The organism is Cellulomonas fengjieae (assembly GCF_018388465.1).
Taxonomy (GTDB): domain Bacteria; phylum Actinomycetota; class Actinomycetes; order Actinomycetales; family Cellulomonadaceae; genus Cellulomonas; species Cellulomonas fengjieae.
This window is the reverse complement of record NZ_CP074404.1, coordinates 1,083,264-1,098,973: the sequence shown is the minus strand read 5'-3', so window position 1 is coordinate 1,098,973 and position 15,710 is coordinate 1,083,264. Positions and strand designations below refer to the sequence as shown.

Sequence of the window (15,710 nt, the reverse complement as noted above, 5' to 3'; positions counted from 1 at the left end):
CCCGGTGGTCGGCTCAGCCGAGTGAGCCGGCCGGCTCCTCGCTTCGGTCATCGCTCGACCTCTCGCCTGACTCGGGCCAGCACCGGTCCCGTCACGGTTCGCCCCCGCTGGGCGGCGGTCAGCTCCTCGACCGCGTCCCAGTCGGCGGTCCGCCCCAGCGCCAGCATCGTGGCGTGCCGGTCGGCGTCGTTGATCGTCCGGTCGCGGGCGAGGTCGACGAGCGTCTGCTCGGGGGTGGTGACCAGGGTGACTCCGAGCTCCGTCGCGATGGGCCGGACGTCGAGGGCATCGAGGTCGCGCGGGACGAAGTGGATCACCGCATCGCGACGGTCGGTCAACGGCACGTCGCGATGCCGTCGCGGGGCGGCGACCGTGGCGTGGCCGTACGCGCGGGGCGCGGCGCCGAGCAGCCGGGCTGCGGTCATACCCATCAGCGCCGTTGCCCGATCACCGAAGATCGCCGTGGCCACGGCCGCCGCGGCCGCCTCGAGACCGGGCCTCCATCGCGCCTGGTCGTGCGCGTCGTCCGGCACGGCGATGTACGTGCCGTACGCGACCCTGTGGAGCTCACCCTTGGCGGCGCGGTCCCGCAGGACCGCCCGTGGATTGACGAAGAGGTCGTCGAGATCCGCGGGCCTGACGGTCCGCATCGGACGCACGGCAAGTCGCGTCTCGCCCTGCCGCGCCTCGTCCACGTCAACCTCCCGCTGGAACACGTACGAAGTGTAGCCCTCCGAACTACACTTCGTGCGTTCTTAGCGTCCGCAGCTCACGGCACGTTCGCCCCGCCGTTGACGTTGATGACCTCCCCCACCACGAAGCTGGACTCCGGCGACGCGAGGAACACGTAGGCGGGCGCCTGCTCGACCGGCTGGCTCGTTCGGCCCAGCCAGGACGACTCCCCGAAGCCGTTCAGCTTGTCGGTGGGCTGCCCGTCGGAGACCTGCAACGGCGTCCACACCGGGCCGGGCGCGACGGCGTTGACGCGGATGCCACGCGGCGCCAGGTCGGCGGCCAGCGCCTTGGTGAACCCGATGATGCCGAACTTGGTCGAGGCGTAGTTGATGATCATCGGCGACGGGTTGTACCCCTGGACCGACGTGCTGTTGATGATCGTCGACCCCGGGCCGAGGTGCGGCAGGGCGTCGCGGGTGATCCAGAACATCGCGTACATGTTGGTCTGGATGGTGCGGTCCAGGTCCGCCTCGTCCAGCTCGTCGAAGCTCTGGTGGTACACCTGGTGCGCCGCGTTGTTGACCAGGATGTCGAGCCCGCCGAGGCCCTCGACCGCGTCGGCGACCAGGGTGCGGCAGAACTCGCGGTCCCGGATGTCGCCGGGAAGCAGGATCGCCGTGCGACCCGCGGCGCGCACGTGCTCCGCGATGGCCTCGGCGTCCACCTGCTCCTCGGGCAGGTAGCTCAGCGCCACGTCCGCGCCCTCGCGCGCGAACGCGATGGCCACGGCCGCACCGATGCCCGAGTCGCCGCCGGTGATGAGCGCCTTGCGACCGGGAAGACGGCCGAGGCCGCGGTAGCTGGTCTCGCCGTGGTCGGCCTTCGGGTCGAGCTCGGCGTCCAGGCCCGGCAGCGGCTGCCACGACGCGTGCGGCTTGATGTGGGCGTGCCGCTCGACGGGGTTGTCGAACGTGAGCTGGTCGGACATCGCGATCTCCTTCGTGGAAGCCGAGGACGCCGATGGCCTCGAGAGTGCTGCCCGTGACCATAACTGCCCATCTGCTCGCGCGCCGCCCGCTTAGGCTCCACGCATGGCCACAGTCCTCCTCGTCCGGCACGGCCGCAGCACGGCGAACGTCGCGGGGGTCCTGAGCGGGCGCACCGCCGGGGTCGACCTCGACGCGGTCGGTCGCAGCCAAGCCACCCGCACGGCGGAGCGCCTCGCCGTGGTGCCGCTGGTCGCGGTCATCTCGAGCCCGCTCGAGCGCTGCCGGCAGACTGCGCAGGTCATCGCGGAGCACCAGGGCGACGCCCCGGTGCAGCTCGAGCCGGGCATCGTGGAGTGCGACTACGGGCAGTGGCAGGGACGCCCCCTGACGGAGCTCGCCAAGGAGCCGCTGTGGAAGGTGGTGCAGACGCAGCCGTCCAAGGCCGTGTTCCCGGGCGGCGAGTCGATGGCGGCGATGCAGGCGCGGTCGGTCGAGGCGATCCGCCGGATCGACGCGGCGCTGGAAGCCGAGCACGGCACCGGGGCGGTGTGGGTGGCGGTCACGCACGGCGACATCATCATCTCCGTCCTGGCGGACGCCCTCGGCATGGATCTCGACCTCGTCCAGCGCCTCGCCGTCAACCCCGGGTCCGTCTCGATCGTCCGGTACGGGACCGCGCGCCCGGCGGTCCTCGCGACGAACACCGACGCCGGCGACCTGGCGTGGCTGCGTGACCTGACCGCGGCCGGCGACGCGCCCGTCGGCGGCGGAGCGGGTCCCGCGACCGCCGACCGGGCCCCCTCGTAAACTGGGCGACATGCCCGCACTTGTCCACCAGTTCGACTGGCCCGACCGGGTCGTCGTCGGCACCGTCGGCCGCCCGGGATCCCGCACCTTCTACCTGCAGGTTCGCGACGGCGCCCGGCGCACGAGCGTCGCGCTGGAGAAGGAGCAGAGCGCCGTCCTCGCCGAGAAGATCGACGAGATCCTCGACGCGCTCATGGCCGACGGCGAGAACCGGTTCAGCGTGCCGGCCGAGGCGCCCGCCGAGCTCATCGACAACGAGCCGCTGGACCAGCCCGTCGAGGAGGAGTTCCGCGCCGGCGTGATGCGGCTGGGCTGGGACCCCTCCACCGCGCAGGTCGTCGTCGAGGCGTTCCCGTTCGACGAGACCGACGACTCCGACGACCTCGAGATCGCGGCGGAACCCAGCGAGGTGCTGGTGGTCCGCATGCCGGTGGGCACCGCGCGGGCGTTCGTGCAGCGCACCCGGCAGGTCGTGCGGTCGGGTCGGCCGCCGTGCCCGCTGTGCGGCCAACCGGTGGACGACGATGGGCACGTCTGCGGCGCGCCCGAGGAGCCGTGACCGCCGCCGACGTCGACCTCGTCACCGGCGAGCTCGAGCTCGTGGGGCGGATCACGATCGCGTCGAACGCGACGTTCCTCGCCACGATCGGCGGCGTCAGCGTCGTCTACAAGCCCGTCGCCGGGGAGCGCCCCCTGTGGGACTTCCCGGACGGCACCCTGGCGCACCGCGAGGTGGCGGCCCACCTGGTCTCGGAGGCGTTCGGCTGGGACATCGTCCCGGTCACGTTCCTGCGCGACGGCCCGCTGGGTCCCGGCATGGTGCAGCTCTGGCAGGAGCCCGACGCCGAGCAGGACCCGGTCGACCTCGTCGCGGCCCACGCGGTGCCGGACGGCTGGCGACCGGTGTTCCACGGCAGCGACGAGCACGACCGCGCGGTGACCCTGGTCCACGAGGACTCCCCCGCGCTGCGCCGGATGGCCGTGTTCGACGTCGTCGTGAACAACGCCGACCGCAAGGCCGGTCACATCCTGCCGACGGACCGCGGGCACCGCTACGGCGTCGACCACGGCGTGACCTTCCACACCGAGCACAAGCTGCGGACGGTGCTGTGGGGCTGGCGGGGCGAGCCGCTCGACGACGCCGAGGTCGCGGGCGTCGAGCGCGTGCGCACGCAGCTGGACGGCGACCTCGGTCGGTACCTGGCTGAGCTGCTCAGCGACGACGAGCTGGCGGCCCTCGCCGCCCGGTGCGAGCGGCTGCTGCGGACGGGCGCCTTCCCCGGTCCGCAGGGCGACATGCCCGCCTTCCCGTGGCCGTTCTTCTAGATGTCCTGACCAGGACCTGGGCTGGGTGCGGGAGCGGACGGGGTGGTCTCGGTCTGCGCGACGATCGCCTGCAACGCCGCGACGTGACCGTGGTAGGCGGCGCTGCCGGCCTTCGTCAGCGAGAGCCAGACCTTGCGGGAGTCGGGGCCGGACCGGTCCTGGCGCACGTACCCGGCGTCGATGAGCGCCGCCACCTGCTTGCTCAACGCGGAGGCGCTGAGACCGAGCTGGTGCTTGATGACGGACGTCTCCAGGGTCGTGGCGGCGTCGAGCATCGCGCAGACCTGCAGGCGGTGCACGGGGTGGATGACCGGGTCGAGGGCGCTCGTCATCGGTGGGTGCTCCGGTAATGGACGACGGACCCGACCGCGTAGGTCGTCGTCGCTGCGACCGCCAGGGCGACGACCGGGAGTGCGTTGCCGGTGACGTCGGCCGTGACGAGCGCGAGGACGACGCACAGCGCCGACAGGACGACCGCCGTCAGGAAGCCGCGGCTCGTCGGGAGAGCGAAGGGTGCCCCGTTGTGCCACCCCGCCGCGAGGTTCGCGACGATGACGGCGATCGCGGTGGCGATCAGCGCTGGCGACCCGGAGGTCTCCGTGAGCGGCGTGAGGGCCATCGCACCGAGCAGCACGGCGTTGACGGGGTAGATCCACACGGGCCAGGGCGTGTCTCGGACGGCCTTCTGCGAGCTGGTGATGGCTGCGAGCGCGGCAGCCGCTTCGGCACCGCCGGGCGAGGGCTGATTCATTTCCATGTAGGAAACGATATGGGATCATTTCCTACATGGCAACTATCGGGCGCGCGCAGCTGCTCCGTTCACCACGGGTCGTCGCGGCCCCAGCCGCCGAACGCCCCGTTGCGCCGCGAGCTGAGGTACGAGCCGATGACCGCGGCCCCCAGGTCGTCGGTCTCGGGCGCGACGACGGTCCCGCCCGCGCGCCGCGCCATGGCGTCGACGAAGCGCGCCAGACCCGGGTCGTCGCCGAGCCGGAAGAAGGTGGTGCGCGCGCCGAGGCGCGCCGAGCCGTCGAGCTCGCGGACCGCGAGCGCGATCGTCACCGGGTGCGGCGGGTAGTCGAAGAACACCTCGCCGCCGGACTCCAGGTGGGAGGTCGGCTCGCCGTCGGTGACGATCAGGAGCACGGGCTGCGCCTGCGGGTGCTTGCGGAAGTGGCGGTTGGCCAGCAGGAGCGCGTGGTGCAGGTTGGTGCCCTTCTCCCACTTCTCCTCGAGCCCGACCAGCTCCTCGATCTGCATGACGCCGGCGGTGCGCCCGAAGCCGATGAGCTGCAGGTCGTCCCCCCGGAACCGGCTGGTGACCAGGGTGTGCAGGGCCAGCGCGGTGCGCTTCACCGGCACCCAGCGCCCCTCCATCGCCATCGAGAACGACGTGTCGACGAGCAGCGCCACGCACGCCTGTGTCCGCGCCTCCGTCTCCTGGACCTCGATGTCGTCGACCTGGAGGGTGCGCGACCCGCGGGCGAGTGCGTTGGTGATCGTGCGGCTCACGTCCCACGGCTCGGTGTCGCCGAAGGCCCACTGGCGGGTCGACCCCGACGGCTCCCCCGCGGCGCCCGAGCGGCGGACGTCGTGGCCGCCCGTGCGGCCCGACATCGTCTCGGCGACGGCGCGCAGCACCGCCTGGCCCAGCTGGCGCATGGCCTTGGGCGTCAGCGCGAGCTGGCCGTCGGACCCTCGCCGCAGGGTGCCGGACTCGCGCACGGCCTTCTCCAACCGCTGCAGAGTGCGGGCATCGACCACCGCGTCGGAGCCGAGCTGGCGCGCGAGCTTGTCCAGGTCGAGGTCGTCCAGCTGGGAGCCCTCGTAGGACTGCGCGAGCTGCTCGGCCAGCGCGTCGAGGTCGGCCAGGTCCTGGAAGACGCCCGTGCCGTCGCCGAGGCCGAGGCCGTTGTCGCCGTCCAGGCGCTCCGCGCTGCCCCAGTCCTCCCCCGGGCGCAGGGAGCGCAGGCTGTCGTCCAGCCGGCCCAGCTCGTCCATCAGGTCCGACGAGCCGAAGGCCTGCTGCGCGAGGGCGTCGAGCTCGTCGCGCTGCTCCTGCGTCATCGAGTTGCGCATGCGCTGCGCGGCGGCGGAGCGCTCGGCCAGGGTGTCCAGGAGCTCGTCGAGCGTGCGGGGCTGCTCGGGGAAGTAGCCGCCGTGCTCGGCCATGAAGTCGTCGAACTGCTCCTGGGTGTCCGCGCCACGCGCGCGGGCGTCGAGCAGCCCGTTGAGGTCCGCCAGCATCTCGCGCAGCGCGGCCCGGTCGGCGTCGCTCGCGTTCTCGAGCGCCTGCTTCATCCCCGCGAAGCGCTGGTCGAGGGCCTCGCGGCCGAGCAGGTCCTTGATCTTCTCGAACTCCTGACGCGCCTCGCTGCTGCGCCAGTCGTAGCCGTTGAGCTCGTCGACGGCGGCCGCGGGCGAGGACGGGAGGTTGTCGAGCTGCATCTGCGCCAGGGCGCGGTCGCCCTCGTCCATGTCGACGTCGCGCGCCAGCTGCTTGCGCTCGGCCAGCACCGCCCGGTCCAGCAGCTCCTTGACCTCCTGCAGGGTGCCGTCGAGGTTGTGCTCCCGGGTCAGCGCCCTGCGCCGCTCGGCGACCCGACGCGCCAGCTCGTCCAGCCCCGTCTGGCTGCGGCCGCCGCGCCGGAGGAACTCGCGCATCGCGCGCTCCGGCGAGTAGCCGGCCATGACGTCCTCGCCGATCGCGTCGAGCGCCTCGGCCAGGTCGACCGGCGGGGCGAGCGGGTCCGGCCCGTCGACGTAGGGCGTGTACCGCGCGAGCCGACGGTTCTGCCTAGCCATAGATCGTCTCGCCGCCCCCCGACTCCTTGCTGATCCGGCGGGCCAGGTACAGGCCCTCCAGGGCGAGCTCGATCGCGGCGGCCCGCTCGCCGTCGTTCGTCGCGCCCAGGCGGGCGCAGATCTCGTCGTAGAGCTCCGACTCGCCGAGCGCAGGCAGGCCGGTCAGCACGTCGCGGGCCGTGACCTGCTCGCCGGTGGTCACCATGGCACCACCCTGGATCGCGTCGACCAGCAGGCCGAAGTCGATGCCGCGCAGGTGCGCCCGCACGGTCTCCGCGGTCGCCGTGCGCAGCAGGTGGTCGAGGATCTCGTCCTCGCGACCCTCCTCGCCGGACTCGAACTCGATCTTTCCGGCCAGGACGTCCACCGCGGTCTCCAGGTCCACCGGCCGGGCCACCGCGACCTGTTCGCCCTGGCGCGCGGCCCGGTGCAGCGCCGAGGCGGCGACCGTCTCCGCGCCCGCGATGGCGAACCGGGCGCTCACCCCGCTGCGCTGGTCGACCGCGCTGGACTCCCGCAGCGCGCGCGTGAACCGGGCCAGGATCTCGACCAGGTGGTCGGGGACCTCCGCCTGCAGCAGCGCCTCCTGCCGGATGACCGCCACCTCGTCGGCCAGCTCCGCCGGGTAGTGCGTGCGGATCTCCGCACCGAACCGGTCCTTCAGCGGGGTGATGATCCGCCCGCGGTTGGTGTAGTCCTCGGGGTTCGCGGTGGCGACGACCAGCACGTCGAGCGGCAGGCGCAGCACGTAGCCGCGGATCTGGATGTCCCGCTCCTCCATGACGTTGAGCATCGCCACCTGGATGCGCTCCGCGAGGTCGGGCAGCTCGTTGATGGCGACGATCCCCCGGTGGCCGCGCGGGACCAGGCCGAAGTGGATCGTCTCGGGGTCCCCGAGGGCGCGCCCCTCGGCGACCTTCATGGGGTCCACGTCGCCGATGAGGTCGGCCACGCTCGTGTCCGGCGTCGCGAGCTTCTCGACGTACCGCTCGTCGCGGTGCCGCCACACGATCGGCAGCGCGTCGCCCAGCTCCGCCGCGCGTCGTCGGCTCGCCGCAGTGATCGGCTCGTACGGGTGCTCCCCGATCTCCGACCCCTCGATCACCGGGGACCACTCGTCGAGCAGCCCGGCCAGCGTGCGCAGGATCCGGGTCTTGCCCTGCCCACGCTCGCCGAGCAGGACGACGTCGTGCCCGGCGATCAATGCGCGCTCGAGCTGCGGGATCACGGTGTCGTCGAACCCGTGGATGCCCGGCCACGGGTCCCGGCCCTCGCCGAGGGCCGACAGGAGGTTGGCGCGGAGCTCCTCGCGGACCGACGTGTGCACGTGGCCCGATGCCCGGAGCTCGCCGACGGTGGTCGCGGTGGGGAGCATCATTCGATCGAGCGTACGTCCGGGTTCCGGGAGCGGACACCCGGGATTCGCGGTCAGTGCGCGGTCGCCTCCGTCGGGAGCGGCCCGACGTGACGTCCGGACCGCAGGTCGAACAGCGCGTACCCGGCCACGGCCGCCAGGCACACGGCGGGGATGATGAAGCCGGCCGCCGTGCCGGAGGAGTCCATGATCAGGCCCATCACCGGCGGGGCGAGCGCGCCACCAAGGATCGCCATCACCAGACCGGCCGCGCCGAACTTGGTGTCCGCGCCCAGGCCCTGCAGCGCGACCCCGTAGATCGTGGGGAACATCAGCGACAGCGAGACCGAGATGGCGACCACCGCGATGAGGCCCACCATGTTCGGCACGAGCGCGGCGATGAGCGCCAGCACCACCCCGAGCACCCCCATGGCGAACAACAGCTTGGTGGGCCGCATGATGCCGAGCAGGTAGGTCATCACGAAGCGGGAGAGCAGGAACAGGATCAGGCTCGCCTGCAGGTACCACCCGGCCTGCGAGGCGGGCACGCCCACCACGTCCTGGGCGTACTGGATGGTGAAGCTCCACACGCACACCTGAGCGGCCACGTTGAGGAACTGGGCGACCACGCCGTAGCGGTAGTGCCGGTTGCGCCACAGTCGCGCGAACGCTCCCCCGGACGTCTCCTCCAGCCCGAAGTGGACGTGGTCGTCGTCGGGGACGGTGATCTTCCGGAACGCGATGAGCAGCCAGATCACCAGCAGGGCGGTCGCGATCCCGGTGTACGGCCCGAGCACCAGGGACAGGTCGGTCTCCTGCGCCTGCTCGAGCTGCTGCGCCGACATCTCGGCCTTCTGCTCCTCCGGCGTGATGTTGGGCAGGATCAGCACCGCCCCCAGCAGGACGCCGATGTTGGCGCCGACCGGGTTGAACGCCTGGGCCAGGTTCAGCCGCTGCGTCGCGGTCGCCTCCGGGCCCATGGAGATGACGAACGGGTTCGCCGAGGTCTCGAGGATCGACAGGCCCGCCGCCAGCACGAACAGGGCGATGAGGAAGAACCCGTACTCGAGCAGCATCCCGGCGGGGATGAACAGGAACCCGCCGACCGTCGCCAACCCCAGCCCTGTCAGGACCCCGGCCTTGTACCCGAACCGCTTGTTGATCAGCGCGGCCGGGATGGCCAGGGCGAAGTACGCGCCGTAGTACGCGAACTGCACGAGCGCCGACTGGAAGTTCGACATCAGGAAGATGTGCCGGAACACGCCCACCAGGACATCGGTGAGGTTCGCGGCCGACCCCCAGGCGGCGAAGCACAGGACCAGGAGGATGAACGGGATGCTCAGGCCCGGATAGACCAGGCTCTTCTTGCGCGGACTACCCAGCTCCGGTCCTGGCTTGATGACGGTTGGTCGCTCCATCGCGGGCCCCCCTCGCTCACGTCGACGCTAGCCCCGTGCCGAGGCGCCCACCACCGGGGGCCGCTACCGCTCGTCGAACAGGCGCAGCTCCGACGGCTCGCGCAGCAGGTCCTCGAGGATCGCGTTGCCCTCCGTGTTGTACGGCTGCCGCATGTGCTCGTCCCAGGCCGCCCGGGACCGGAACATCTCCAGCATCACCCACGAGTCCGGGTCGTCCTGCGGCTGCACCAGGTGCATGAACACGCACCCCGGCTCGGTCAGCGTCTGCTGGCGCATGTACTGCAGCTGCGCCTCGGCCTCCGCGAGCCGGTCCTCGCGAGGCTTGATCGTCACGACGAGGAACAGCGGGCGGTCCGGTTCATCCTTTTCGCTCATGCTCCCGTCCTACACCCGTTACGTGCTAGAACGGAGGGCATCGGTGACCGGAGGCCCTCATGCGGCGCTATGCGATCGTGGCGAACCAGACCCTCGACAGCGACGAGCTGCTGGGCGTGGTCCGAGACCGGGCGGCGCAGGGACCCGCCGAGTTCTGGCTCGTCGTGCCGGCCACGCCGGTCAAGGACCTGGCCACCAAGGCCGTCGCCATCCCGATGCCGGTGATGGGCGGCACCCTGTCGCTCCCCCACCCGCCCGCGGAGGCGCGGAAGCGAGCCCAAGCCAAGCTCGACGCCGCACTCACCAAGCTGGCCGCGGCCGGGGTGACGGCCGACGGAGCAGTCGCCGACCCCGACCCGGTGCGAGCGGTCGCCGAGGCCGTGGAGGCGCGGACGTTCGACGAGATCGTCATCGTGACGCTCCCGACCCGCACCTCCCGCTGGATCCACCAGGACGTGCCTGACCGACTGGTCCAGCACTTCCAGGTGCCGGTCACCACCGTGGCGGCGGACGACGTCTGATCTGTCCGGCCCGTCAGCAGTCCGCTGGCTTTGGGGTGTCGGTGCACAGGCCCGAGACCAGGCGCGAACGGCGTTCCTCGACGCTGAACGGGGCGCTGGTCGACGAGGTCTCCGCCGTGCCGACCACGTCGCGCCACTGGGTCGTGCCGTCCACGCGGTACCGGCCCGTCCACGTCGTGGTCAGCGTGATCTGCACCGTGCCCACGTCGTCATACACGTGGAACGTGCCGTGATCCGGATAGGGACGCCCCGCGCTGCCGGCGGCATCTTCCGGCCGCGCAAGTTCATGCTGTTCGTCGGCTCGCGGGACTGCACCAAGCGGTCGAGGGTGCGCACAAGCAGGTCACGCTCGTACGCAGCGCGCTGGATGCCGCGGGGCTGTCGGAGGTTCCGGTGCGCGGGATGCTCTGCTTCGTCGACGCCGACTGGCCGCTCTTCGGTGGCTCGTTCGTCATCGATGGCGTCGACGTCCTCTCGCCGAAGAAGGCCGCGGAGCAGCTCCTCGCTCCCGGACTCCTCGATCAACCCACGGTGGACAGCATCCATCGCTCCTTGGCGCTGGCCTTCCTCGTGGCGTAGACATCGGCAGCCTCTGGGAGCTGGAGCAGCACGACTGTCGCGCCCGCGACCAGCTGAGGCGCGAGCCCGCGCTGGGTGGACCCGCCGAGCCGCAGCCGCAGGTCAGCCGAACGTGAGGGCGAAGGCGCGGCGCGCGTTGTCGTGACAGACGGCGTCCAGATCCCCCGCCGAGTACCCGATGTTGCGGATCCGCGCCGCCTCGAACGGCTGCTCGTAGTACGGCGCGAAGGACGCGAACAGCAGCCGCTCGGCACCGAGCTCCCGCGGGATCCTCTCGAGGAAGTCCTGGCGGTACTCCCCGTTGGAGAGCACGGAGATGTTCGGGGCGGCCGTCAGAGCCGCCCAGGCGTCCACCATGCTGAGCCCCGCGATGTTGATCTGCCCGCCCGAGGTCAGGATCAGGCGCGCCTCGGGGACCCGGGCTGCCAGGTCGAGGATCTGCAACGGCTCGGAACGGTGAGGGACTCCCGCGACCACGACGACGGGAACGCCGGCGTCAGCGGCGACGCGGACCACCGCCTCGGCGTCCTGGACGGCGAAGACCTCCTCGTCGGGGTTGAGGAAGACGCCCGAGCAGTGCAGCTCATCCAGGCAGCGGCGCAGCTCGCTGAGCGCCGCCGTTCCCTGCAGGGGGTCCACCCGGGCCAGCCGGGCCACCCCGGGCATGCCGTCGGCGTCGGCCGCGAGTCGGTCGTTGGCCGCCGGCAGGACATAGTCGCGGCCCCGGGCGGGAGCGGCGACGACGCCCTCGATGCCCAGCTGCGCCGAGGTGAGCAGGCAGTCGCTGACACTCAGGCTCGGGCCGAACAGGTTCTCACCGAGCACCACGAGGGAGTCGATCATGCGGCCGACACCTCCATCAGTCGTGCGGCGTTGCCGCCGAGGATCGCCTGCTCGTCCGCGGCCGGGAGGCCGAGCGAGGTGATCTTGGCGAGCTCGAGGCGCGGGTTGCAGCCCGGACCGTCGCTGCCGAAGATCACGCGGTGCGCGCCCAGCTCGCCGACCGCCGTGCGGATCATCTCCGGGCGGGGCATCGCCGAGGTCTCCAGGTAGACGTTCGGCAGACGCAGCGCGGTGTCGATGGCGTCCCGGACGTGGAAGTACCCGCCCATGTGCCCGAACACGATGGCGCACTCCGGAACCGCCTGCGCCGCCAGACCCAACGTCTGCGGCGTGGTGTACGGGTCGTCGCCGCAGTGGAACAGCACCGGGAGCCCGGCCTGCGCCGACGCGCGAAGCACCGCCACCGTCGCGTCGCCGGCAGGGTGGGCCAGCGTGGTCGTGGGGTGCAGCTTCACCCCGCGAACCCCCAGCTCCACCGCCCGCTCGACGAGCTCCGTCATCGCGGCGGTGTAGTTGGGGTTGAGCCGGACGAACGGGACCAGCCGGTCGGGGAACTGCGCCGCAGCGTCGACGATGTACTCGAGCGCACCGGGGTTGGTGCCGGGCAGATCGGTGTAGGTCATGATGACCGCCTTGTCGATGCCCGCCTCGTCGAGCAGGCCGACGATCTTCTCCGGCGGGTCGATCCACCCGAACGCCTCGGCCTCGTCCACGTGGGTGTGGAAGTCGATGATCACCTGTGCTCCTGCCGGATGGTGTGCGCCGTCATGGCGAGGTCGTAGTAGATGCGGACAGCAGTGTCGACGTCATCGAGCTCGATCCACTCGACGCTGCCGTGCGCCTCGTCGATCGAGCCCGGGCCCAGCACGACCGAGGGCAGGTCGGGCCGGTCGTAGAAGCAGCACGCGTCGGTCGAGAAGGTGACACCCCCGGCGCTGACGTCGCGGCCGAGCGCGCGTGACGCCGCCGCCTCGGCCGCGACCACGGCGACCGCGTCGGGCGGCGTCTCCAGCGCACCGAGGCTGACGAGAGGCTCGGGCAGCTCCACCGTGATCGACTCCCTCTCGCAGATCTGTGCGATCGCCTCGTACGCCTCCGCGAGTGCTTCCTCCGGACGCTCGCCCGGGGCGACCCGGCGGTCGAACAGGACGCTGCACCGGTCCGGGATGACGTTCGGTGCGATGCCGCCGTCCACCATGGTGGCCGAGAGGAGCGCGTGCCCCGCCAGGGGGTGCGGGCTGGCCCGCCGACGCTCGCCGACCGTCGCGTCCAGCGCGAGGACGAGCCGCGCCGCCTGGTTGATGGCGTTGACGCCGAGCGCGGCCCGGGAACTGTGCGCGGAGCGGCCGAGCACCTCCACGCGGAACCGCAGGAAGCCGTTGTGCGCCCGGGCCGGGACCAACGAGGTCGGCTCGCCGACGACGACCACATCCGCGGACGGCAGCTCGGTGGCGAGCTGGCCGGCCCCGCGCATGAGGTACTCCTCGTCCACGGCACAGGCGAGCAGCACGGTCGGCCTCGGCCCCGCGGTCCGCGAGAGCCGGTCGATCGCCGCGATCATCGCCGCCAGGGAACCCTTGGTGTCGCACGTCCCCCTGCCGTACAGGCGGCGCCCCTCACGCCGGACCTCGCGCGTCCCCGCGTCCGCCGGCACGGTGTCGAGGTGTGCCTCGAAGATCACCGTCGCGTCGCTGTCGACCCCGGGGAGCACGGCGACGAGGTTCGGCCGATCGTCGAGGACCGGGATCAGGCGGACGTCCATGCCCAGACCGGCCACGATCTGGGCGACGCGTTCTGCGAGCGCCCGCTCCCCCGCACTGTCGGGCGACAGGTCCGGGTTGCGGGAGTCGATGCGGGCCAGCTCCTCGAGGAGCACCGCGGCGTCGATGGGCTCCCGCGTCATCGGACGGTGTACCCCCCGTCGATCATCAGGGCGGAGCCGGTGACGTAGCCCGACTCGTCGCTGGCCAGGTACACGGCACCGGACGCGATCTCGTCGGGCTGCCCGAGGCGGCCGAGCAGCGTGGCGTCCTGCCAGGTCCGCAGCAGGGCCGCGGGGTCGGGTGCTGCATCCAGCTGGCGCTGGATCATCGGGGTGTCCGTGGGACCGGGGCAGACGGCGTTGACGCGGATCCCGTACTGCGCGTAGTCGATGGCCAGCACGCGGACCAGGCCGATCAGCCCGCGCTTGGCCGGGGCGTACGCCGTGTAGCCGGTGATCCCCGCGAACGCGACCTGCGAGCTGAGCGCGATCAGCGAACCGCCCCGGCCGGCCTCCACCATCGCGGGCAGCGCCGCCCGGAAGGTCACGAACGGCCCCCGCAGCATGACCGCCATCTGGTGGTCCCACTGCTCGACGGTCAGGTCACCCGCCTTCGCGACGAGCTCGTAGCCCGCCCCTGCCACGACGACGTCGACGCCGCCCAGGGCCGTGATCTCACGCTGCACCCAGCCCTCGACCGCGGCGACGTCGGCGACATCGACCACGTCGAACCGCGCCCCCAGGCTCTCGACCTGGGTGCGGGACTCGGGGTTGAGGTCGCAGACGGAGACGGTTGCTCCCTCGTCGATGAACCTGCGGACGATGGCCAGACAGATCCCGGACCCGCCGCCTGTGACCAGGACTCGCTTCGTAGCCAGACGTTCAGACATGTGCTCGCTCTCTCGATGTGCGTGTGGTCGGTCGACCTGCCCTCACCCGAGCCGTGCCGGGCGGCGGACAGGTCGCGCGCTCACCAGGCTGTGAAGCCGCCGTCGATCATCAACGACGACCCGGTCACGAAGCTCGACTCGTCGCTCGCCAGGAAGACGGCGCCTGCCGCGATCTCCTCGGGCGTGCCGAGCCGGTTGAGCACCATGTCGCTGTTCCACTGCGCCAGCTTGGCCGCCGGGTCGGCCGCCTCCTCGAGCTGGCGACGGATCAACGGGGTGTCGGTCGGTCCGGGGCACAGGGCGTTGACCCGCACCCCGTCCTGCGCGTAGTCGACCGCCAGGACCTGGACCAGACCGATGACCCCGTGCTTCGCGGCGGTGTAGCTGGTGGTCTTCGTCATTCCCGCGAACGAGAGGTTGGAGCCGATCACGATGAGCGATCCTCCGCCTCCCTCGATGACGTACGGCAGGACCGACTTGAACAGCACGAAGGGTCCCCGCAGCATGACGGCCATCTGGTGGTCCCACTGCTCGACTGTCAGGTCGGTCGCCATGGCGACCAGCTGGTAGCCGGCACCCGCGACGGCGACGTCGATCCCCCCGAGCGCCGCGGCCTCCTGGTCCACCCACGCCACCACCGCGTCGGCGTCGGCGACGTCGACAGCGGCGAACCGCGCGCCGAGGCTCTCGACCGCCGGGGCGGCCGCCGGGTTCAGGTCCGCGACCGAGACGATCGCGCCCTCCTCGACATACCGCTGCACGATCGCGAGCCCGATCCCCGAGCCGCCGCCGGTGAGCAGGACCCGCAGGCCGTCGAGGCGTCCGTTGCCCGCCATCAGCCGACCTCACGCCAGACGGTCTCCTTGTTGAACGTCCGGTCGAAGCCGCCGCCGTTCCAGCTGGTCATGCGCAGGGGCCGGACGTAGAACGGGACACGCGGGAAGACCATGGTGCTCTCGGCGTAGGCCATGCCCTCTTCGCCGAGGTAACGCAGCACCATCTGGCGCATGGGGGTCTCGTAGTCGAAGTCGGGGCCGAGGAACTCCACGGCACCCTGCACGCTGACGCGCTTGTAGGGCAGCTCCACGTTGTCCACCAGCAGGCCGCAGCGGGGGTCGCGTCGCAGGTTCTTGACCATGCCGGTGCGTTCCTTGCTCACGACGAGGAACGCCTCGCCGTCCCAGGCGTACCAGACGGGGCTGATCTGCGGGATCCCGTCCTCGTTGACCGTGGCGATCTTCGCGAACAGCTTGCCGGCGGTGAGGAACTCGTCGAGCTCGTCCGGCGTCATTCCTCGGCCGGAGTCGGATGTCATGGCCATGGTCAGCTGTACTTCCTTTCGTTGTGACGTGCGGTGGTGGGCGCC

General features: G+C 71.6%; 20 protein-coding genes. 5 read left to right on the top strand and 15 right to left on the bottom strand.

Going from position 1 to position 15,710, the window contains the following annotated elements; genetic code table 11:
• Positions 1 to 47: 47 nt before the first annotated feature.
• Both KG102_RS05070 and KG102_RS05065 read right to left on the bottom strand, forming a co-directional pair.
• Positions 48 to 716 (bottom strand): type IV toxin-antitoxin system AbiEi family antitoxin, encoded by a 669-nt coding sequence (locus KG102_RS05070; protein ID WP_208289385.1) that lies wholly within the window; start codon positions 714 to 716, stop codon positions 48 to 50.
• Positions 717 to 769: 53 nt separating this feature from the next.
• Positions 770 to 1,663 (bottom strand): SDR family oxidoreductase, encoded by an 894-nt coding sequence (locus KG102_RS05065; RefSeq protein WP_208289386.1) that lies wholly within the window; start codon positions 1,661 to 1,663, stop codon positions 770 to 772.
• A 103-nt stretch (positions 1,664 to 1,766) separates the two neighbouring features.
• Here KG102_RS05065 and KG102_RS05060 point away from each other — a divergent pair, with 103 nt between their 5' ends.
• The 3 genes from KG102_RS05060 to KG102_RS05050 are packed head-to-tail and all read left to right on the top strand — an operon-like array spanning position 1,767 to position 3,797.
• On the top strand, positions 1,767 to 2,471 hold the full coding sequence (locus tag KG102_RS05060; RefSeq protein WP_208289387.1) for an MSMEG_4193 family putative phosphomutase: 705 nt from the start codon (positions 1,767 to 1,769) through the stop codon (positions 2,469 to 2,471).
• A 10-nt stretch (positions 2,472 to 2,481) separates the two neighbouring features.
• A complete protein-coding gene (locus KG102_RS05055) occupies positions 2,482 to 3,030 on the top strand; it encodes a DUF3090 domain-containing protein (protein ID WP_208289388.1) in 549 nt (182 codons plus the stop codon).
• Positions 3,027 to 3,797 (top strand): SCO1664 family protein, encoded by a 771-nt coding sequence (locus KG102_RS05050; RefSeq protein ID WP_208289389.1) that lies wholly within the window; start codon positions 3,027 to 3,029, stop codon positions 3,795 to 3,797. Before KG102_RS05055 ends, KG102_RS05050 begins: the two co-directional genes overlap by 4 nt.
• Here KG102_RS05050 and KG102_RS05045 read toward each other — a convergent pair.
• The 6 genes from KG102_RS05045 to KG102_RS05020 all read right to left on the bottom strand — a co-directional run bounded on the left by KG102_RS05045 (position 3,794) and on the right by KG102_RS05020 (position 9,749).
• Entirely contained in the window at positions 3,794 to 4,129 is a 336-nt protein-coding gene (locus tag KG102_RS05045; RefSeq protein WP_208214299.1) for a transcriptional regulator, read from the bottom strand. The two genes, KG102_RS05050 and KG102_RS05045, sit on opposite strands and share 4 nt — an antisense overlap.
• Positions 4,126 to 4,554, bottom strand: coding sequence for a hypothetical protein (locus KG102_RS05040; RefSeq protein ID WP_208289390.1), 429 nt, complete (start codon positions 4,552 to 4,554; stop codon positions 4,126 to 4,128). The genes KG102_RS05045 and KG102_RS05040 overlap by 4 nt, the downstream gene beginning before the upstream one ends.
• A gap of 62 nt (positions 4,555 to 4,616) precedes the next feature.
• Positions 4,617 to 6,602: a vWA domain-containing protein gene (locus KG102_RS05035; protein ID WP_208289391.1), complete on the bottom strand. Its 1,986-nt coding sequence runs from the start codon at positions 6,600 to 6,602 to the stop codon at positions 4,617 to 4,619.
• A complete protein-coding gene (locus KG102_RS05030) occupies positions 6,595 to 7,980 on the bottom strand; it encodes a MoxR family ATPase (RefSeq protein WP_208289392.1) in 1,386 nt (461 codons plus the stop codon). Before KG102_RS05030 ends, KG102_RS05035 begins: the two co-directional genes overlap by 8 nt.
• Before the next feature lie 50 nt (positions 7,981 to 8,030).
• Positions 8,031 to 9,374: an L-fucose:H+ symporter permease gene (gene fucP / locus KG102_RS05025; protein ID WP_208214303.1), complete on the bottom strand. Its 1,344-nt coding sequence runs from the start codon at positions 9,372 to 9,374 to the stop codon at positions 8,031 to 8,033.
• 63 nt (positions 9,375 to 9,437) lie between these two features.
• Positions 9,438 to 9,749 carry a putative quinol monooxygenase gene (locus KG102_RS05020; RefSeq protein ID WP_208214304.1) on the bottom strand — a complete coding sequence of 104 codons (312 nt, stop codon included), beginning with the start codon at positions 9,747 to 9,749 and terminating at the stop codon, positions 9,438 to 9,440.
• A gap of 77 nt (positions 9,750 to 9,826) precedes the next feature.
• On the opposite strand from KG102_RS05020, the gene KG102_RS05015 reads away from it, so the two are divergent.
• Positions 9,827 to 10,270 (top strand): universal stress protein, encoded by a 444-nt coding sequence (locus KG102_RS05015; protein ID WP_208289393.1) that lies wholly within the window; start codon positions 9,827 to 9,829, stop codon positions 10,268 to 10,270.
• 13 nt (positions 10,271 to 10,283) lie between these two features.
• Here KG102_RS05015 and KG102_RS05010 read toward each other — a convergent pair whose 3' ends face one another.
• Positions 10,284 to 10,487, bottom strand: a complete 204-nt coding sequence (locus KG102_RS05010) for a hypothetical protein (RefSeq protein WP_208289394.1) — start codon at positions 10,485 to 10,487, stop codon at positions 10,284 to 10,286.
• Positions 10,488 to 10,663: 176 nt separating this feature from the next.
• Here KG102_RS05010 and KG102_RS05005 point away from each other — a divergent pair, with 176 nt between their 5' ends.
• Complete coding sequence (locus tag KG102_RS05005) at positions 10,664 to 10,849, top strand: hypothetical protein (RefSeq protein WP_208289395.1); 186 nt, start codon at positions 10,664 to 10,666, stop codon at positions 10,847 to 10,849.
• 102 nt (positions 10,850 to 10,951) lie between these two features.
• Here the strand turns inward: KG102_RS05005 and KG102_RS05000 are convergent, their stop codons facing one another.
• The 6 genes from KG102_RS05000 to KG102_RS04975 all read right to left on the bottom strand — a co-directional run bounded on the left by KG102_RS05000 (position 10,952) and on the right by KG102_RS04975 (position 15,659).
• A complete protein-coding gene (locus KG102_RS05000) occupies positions 10,952 to 11,692 on the bottom strand; it encodes an amidohydrolase family protein (protein ID WP_208289396.1) in 741 nt (246 codons plus the stop codon).
• Positions 11,689 to 12,429 carry an amidohydrolase family protein gene (locus KG102_RS04995; protein ID WP_208289397.1) on the bottom strand — a complete coding sequence of 247 codons (741 nt, stop codon included), beginning with the start codon at positions 12,427 to 12,429 and terminating at the stop codon, positions 11,689 to 11,691. The genes KG102_RS05000 and KG102_RS04995 overlap by 4 nt, the downstream gene beginning before the upstream one ends.
• Positions 12,426 to 13,595 (bottom strand): M20/M25/M40 family metallo-hydrolase, encoded by a 1,170-nt coding sequence (locus KG102_RS04990; RefSeq protein ID WP_208214528.1) that lies wholly within the window; start codon positions 13,593 to 13,595, stop codon positions 12,426 to 12,428. Before KG102_RS04990 ends, KG102_RS04995 begins: the two co-directional genes overlap by 4 nt.
• Entirely contained in the window at positions 13,592 to 14,344 is a 753-nt protein-coding gene (locus tag KG102_RS04985) for an SDR family NAD(P)-dependent oxidoreductase (RefSeq protein ID WP_208289398.1), read from the bottom strand. The genes KG102_RS04990 and KG102_RS04985 overlap by 4 nt, the downstream gene beginning before the upstream one ends.
• Before the next feature lie 80 nt (positions 14,345 to 14,424).
• Positions 14,425 to 15,180: an SDR family NAD(P)-dependent oxidoreductase gene (locus KG102_RS04980; RefSeq protein ID WP_208289399.1), complete on the bottom strand. Its 756-nt coding sequence runs from the start codon at positions 15,178 to 15,180 to the stop codon at positions 14,425 to 14,427.
• Positions 15,180 to 15,659: a TIGR03618 family F420-dependent PPOX class oxidoreductase gene (locus tag KG102_RS04975; RefSeq protein WP_208289400.1), complete on the bottom strand. Its 480-nt coding sequence runs from the start codon at positions 15,657 to 15,659 to the stop codon at positions 15,180 to 15,182. The genes KG102_RS04980 and KG102_RS04975 overlap by 1 nt, the downstream gene beginning before the upstream one ends.
• Positions 15,660 to 15,710 lie beyond the last annotated feature (51 nt).

Excerpts from the sequence above, each read along its gene's own strand:
- KG102_RS05065 (WP_208289386.1), bottom strand. The coding sequence starts at position 1,663 with ATGTCCGACCAGCTCACGTTCGACAACCCCGTCGAGCGGCACGCCCAC.
- KG102_RS05060 (WP_208289387.1), top strand. The coding sequence starts at position 1,767 with ATGGCCACAGTCCTCCTCGTCCGGCACGGCCGCAGCACGGCGAACGTC.
- KG102_RS05055 (WP_208289388.1), top strand. The coding sequence starts at position 2,482 with ATGCCCGCACTTGTCCACCAGTTCGACTGGCCCGACCGGGTCGTCGTC.
- KG102_RS05045 (WP_208214299.1), bottom strand. The coding sequence starts at position 4,129 with ATGACGAGCGCCCTCGACCCGGTCATCCACCCCGTGCACCGCCTGCAG.
- KG102_RS05040 (WP_208289390.1), bottom strand. The coding sequence starts at position 4,554 with ATGGAAATGAATCAGCCCTCGCCCGGCGGTGCCGAAGCGGCTGCCGCG.
- KG102_RS05035 (WP_208289391.1), bottom strand. The coding sequence starts at position 6,602 with ATGGCTAGGCAGAACCGTCGGCTCGCGCGGTACACGCCCTACGTCGAC.
- KG102_RS05030 (WP_208289392.1), bottom strand. The coding sequence starts at position 7,980 with ATGATGCTCCCCACCGCGACCACCGTCGGCGAGCTCCGGGCATCGGGC.
- fucP (WP_208214303.1), bottom strand. The coding sequence starts at position 9,374 with ATGGAGCGACCAACCGTCATCAAGCCAGGACCGGAGCTGGGTAGTCCG.
- KG102_RS05020 (WP_208214304.1), bottom strand. The coding sequence starts at position 9,749 with ATGAGCGAAAAGGATGAACCGGACCGCCCGCTGTTCCTCGTCGTGACG.
- KG102_RS05000 (WP_208289396.1), bottom strand. The coding sequence starts at position 11,692 with ATGATCGACTCCCTCGTGGTGCTCGGTGAGAACCTGTTCGGCCCGAGC.
- KG102_RS04990 (WP_208214528.1), bottom strand. The coding sequence starts at position 13,595 with ATGACGCGGGAGCCCATCGACGCCGCGGTGCTCCTCGAGGAGCTGGCC.
- KG102_RS04985 (WP_208289398.1), bottom strand. The coding sequence starts at position 14,344 with ATGTCTGAACGTCTGGCTACGAAGCGAGTCCTGGTCACAGGCGGCGGG.
- KG102_RS04980 (WP_208289399.1), bottom strand. The coding sequence starts at position 15,180 with ATGGCGGGCAACGGACGCCTCGACGGCCTGCGGGTCCTGCTCACCGGC.
- KG102_RS04975 (WP_208289400.1), bottom strand. The coding sequence starts at position 15,659 with ATGACATCCGACTCCGGCCGAGGAATGACGCCGGACGAGCTCGACGAG.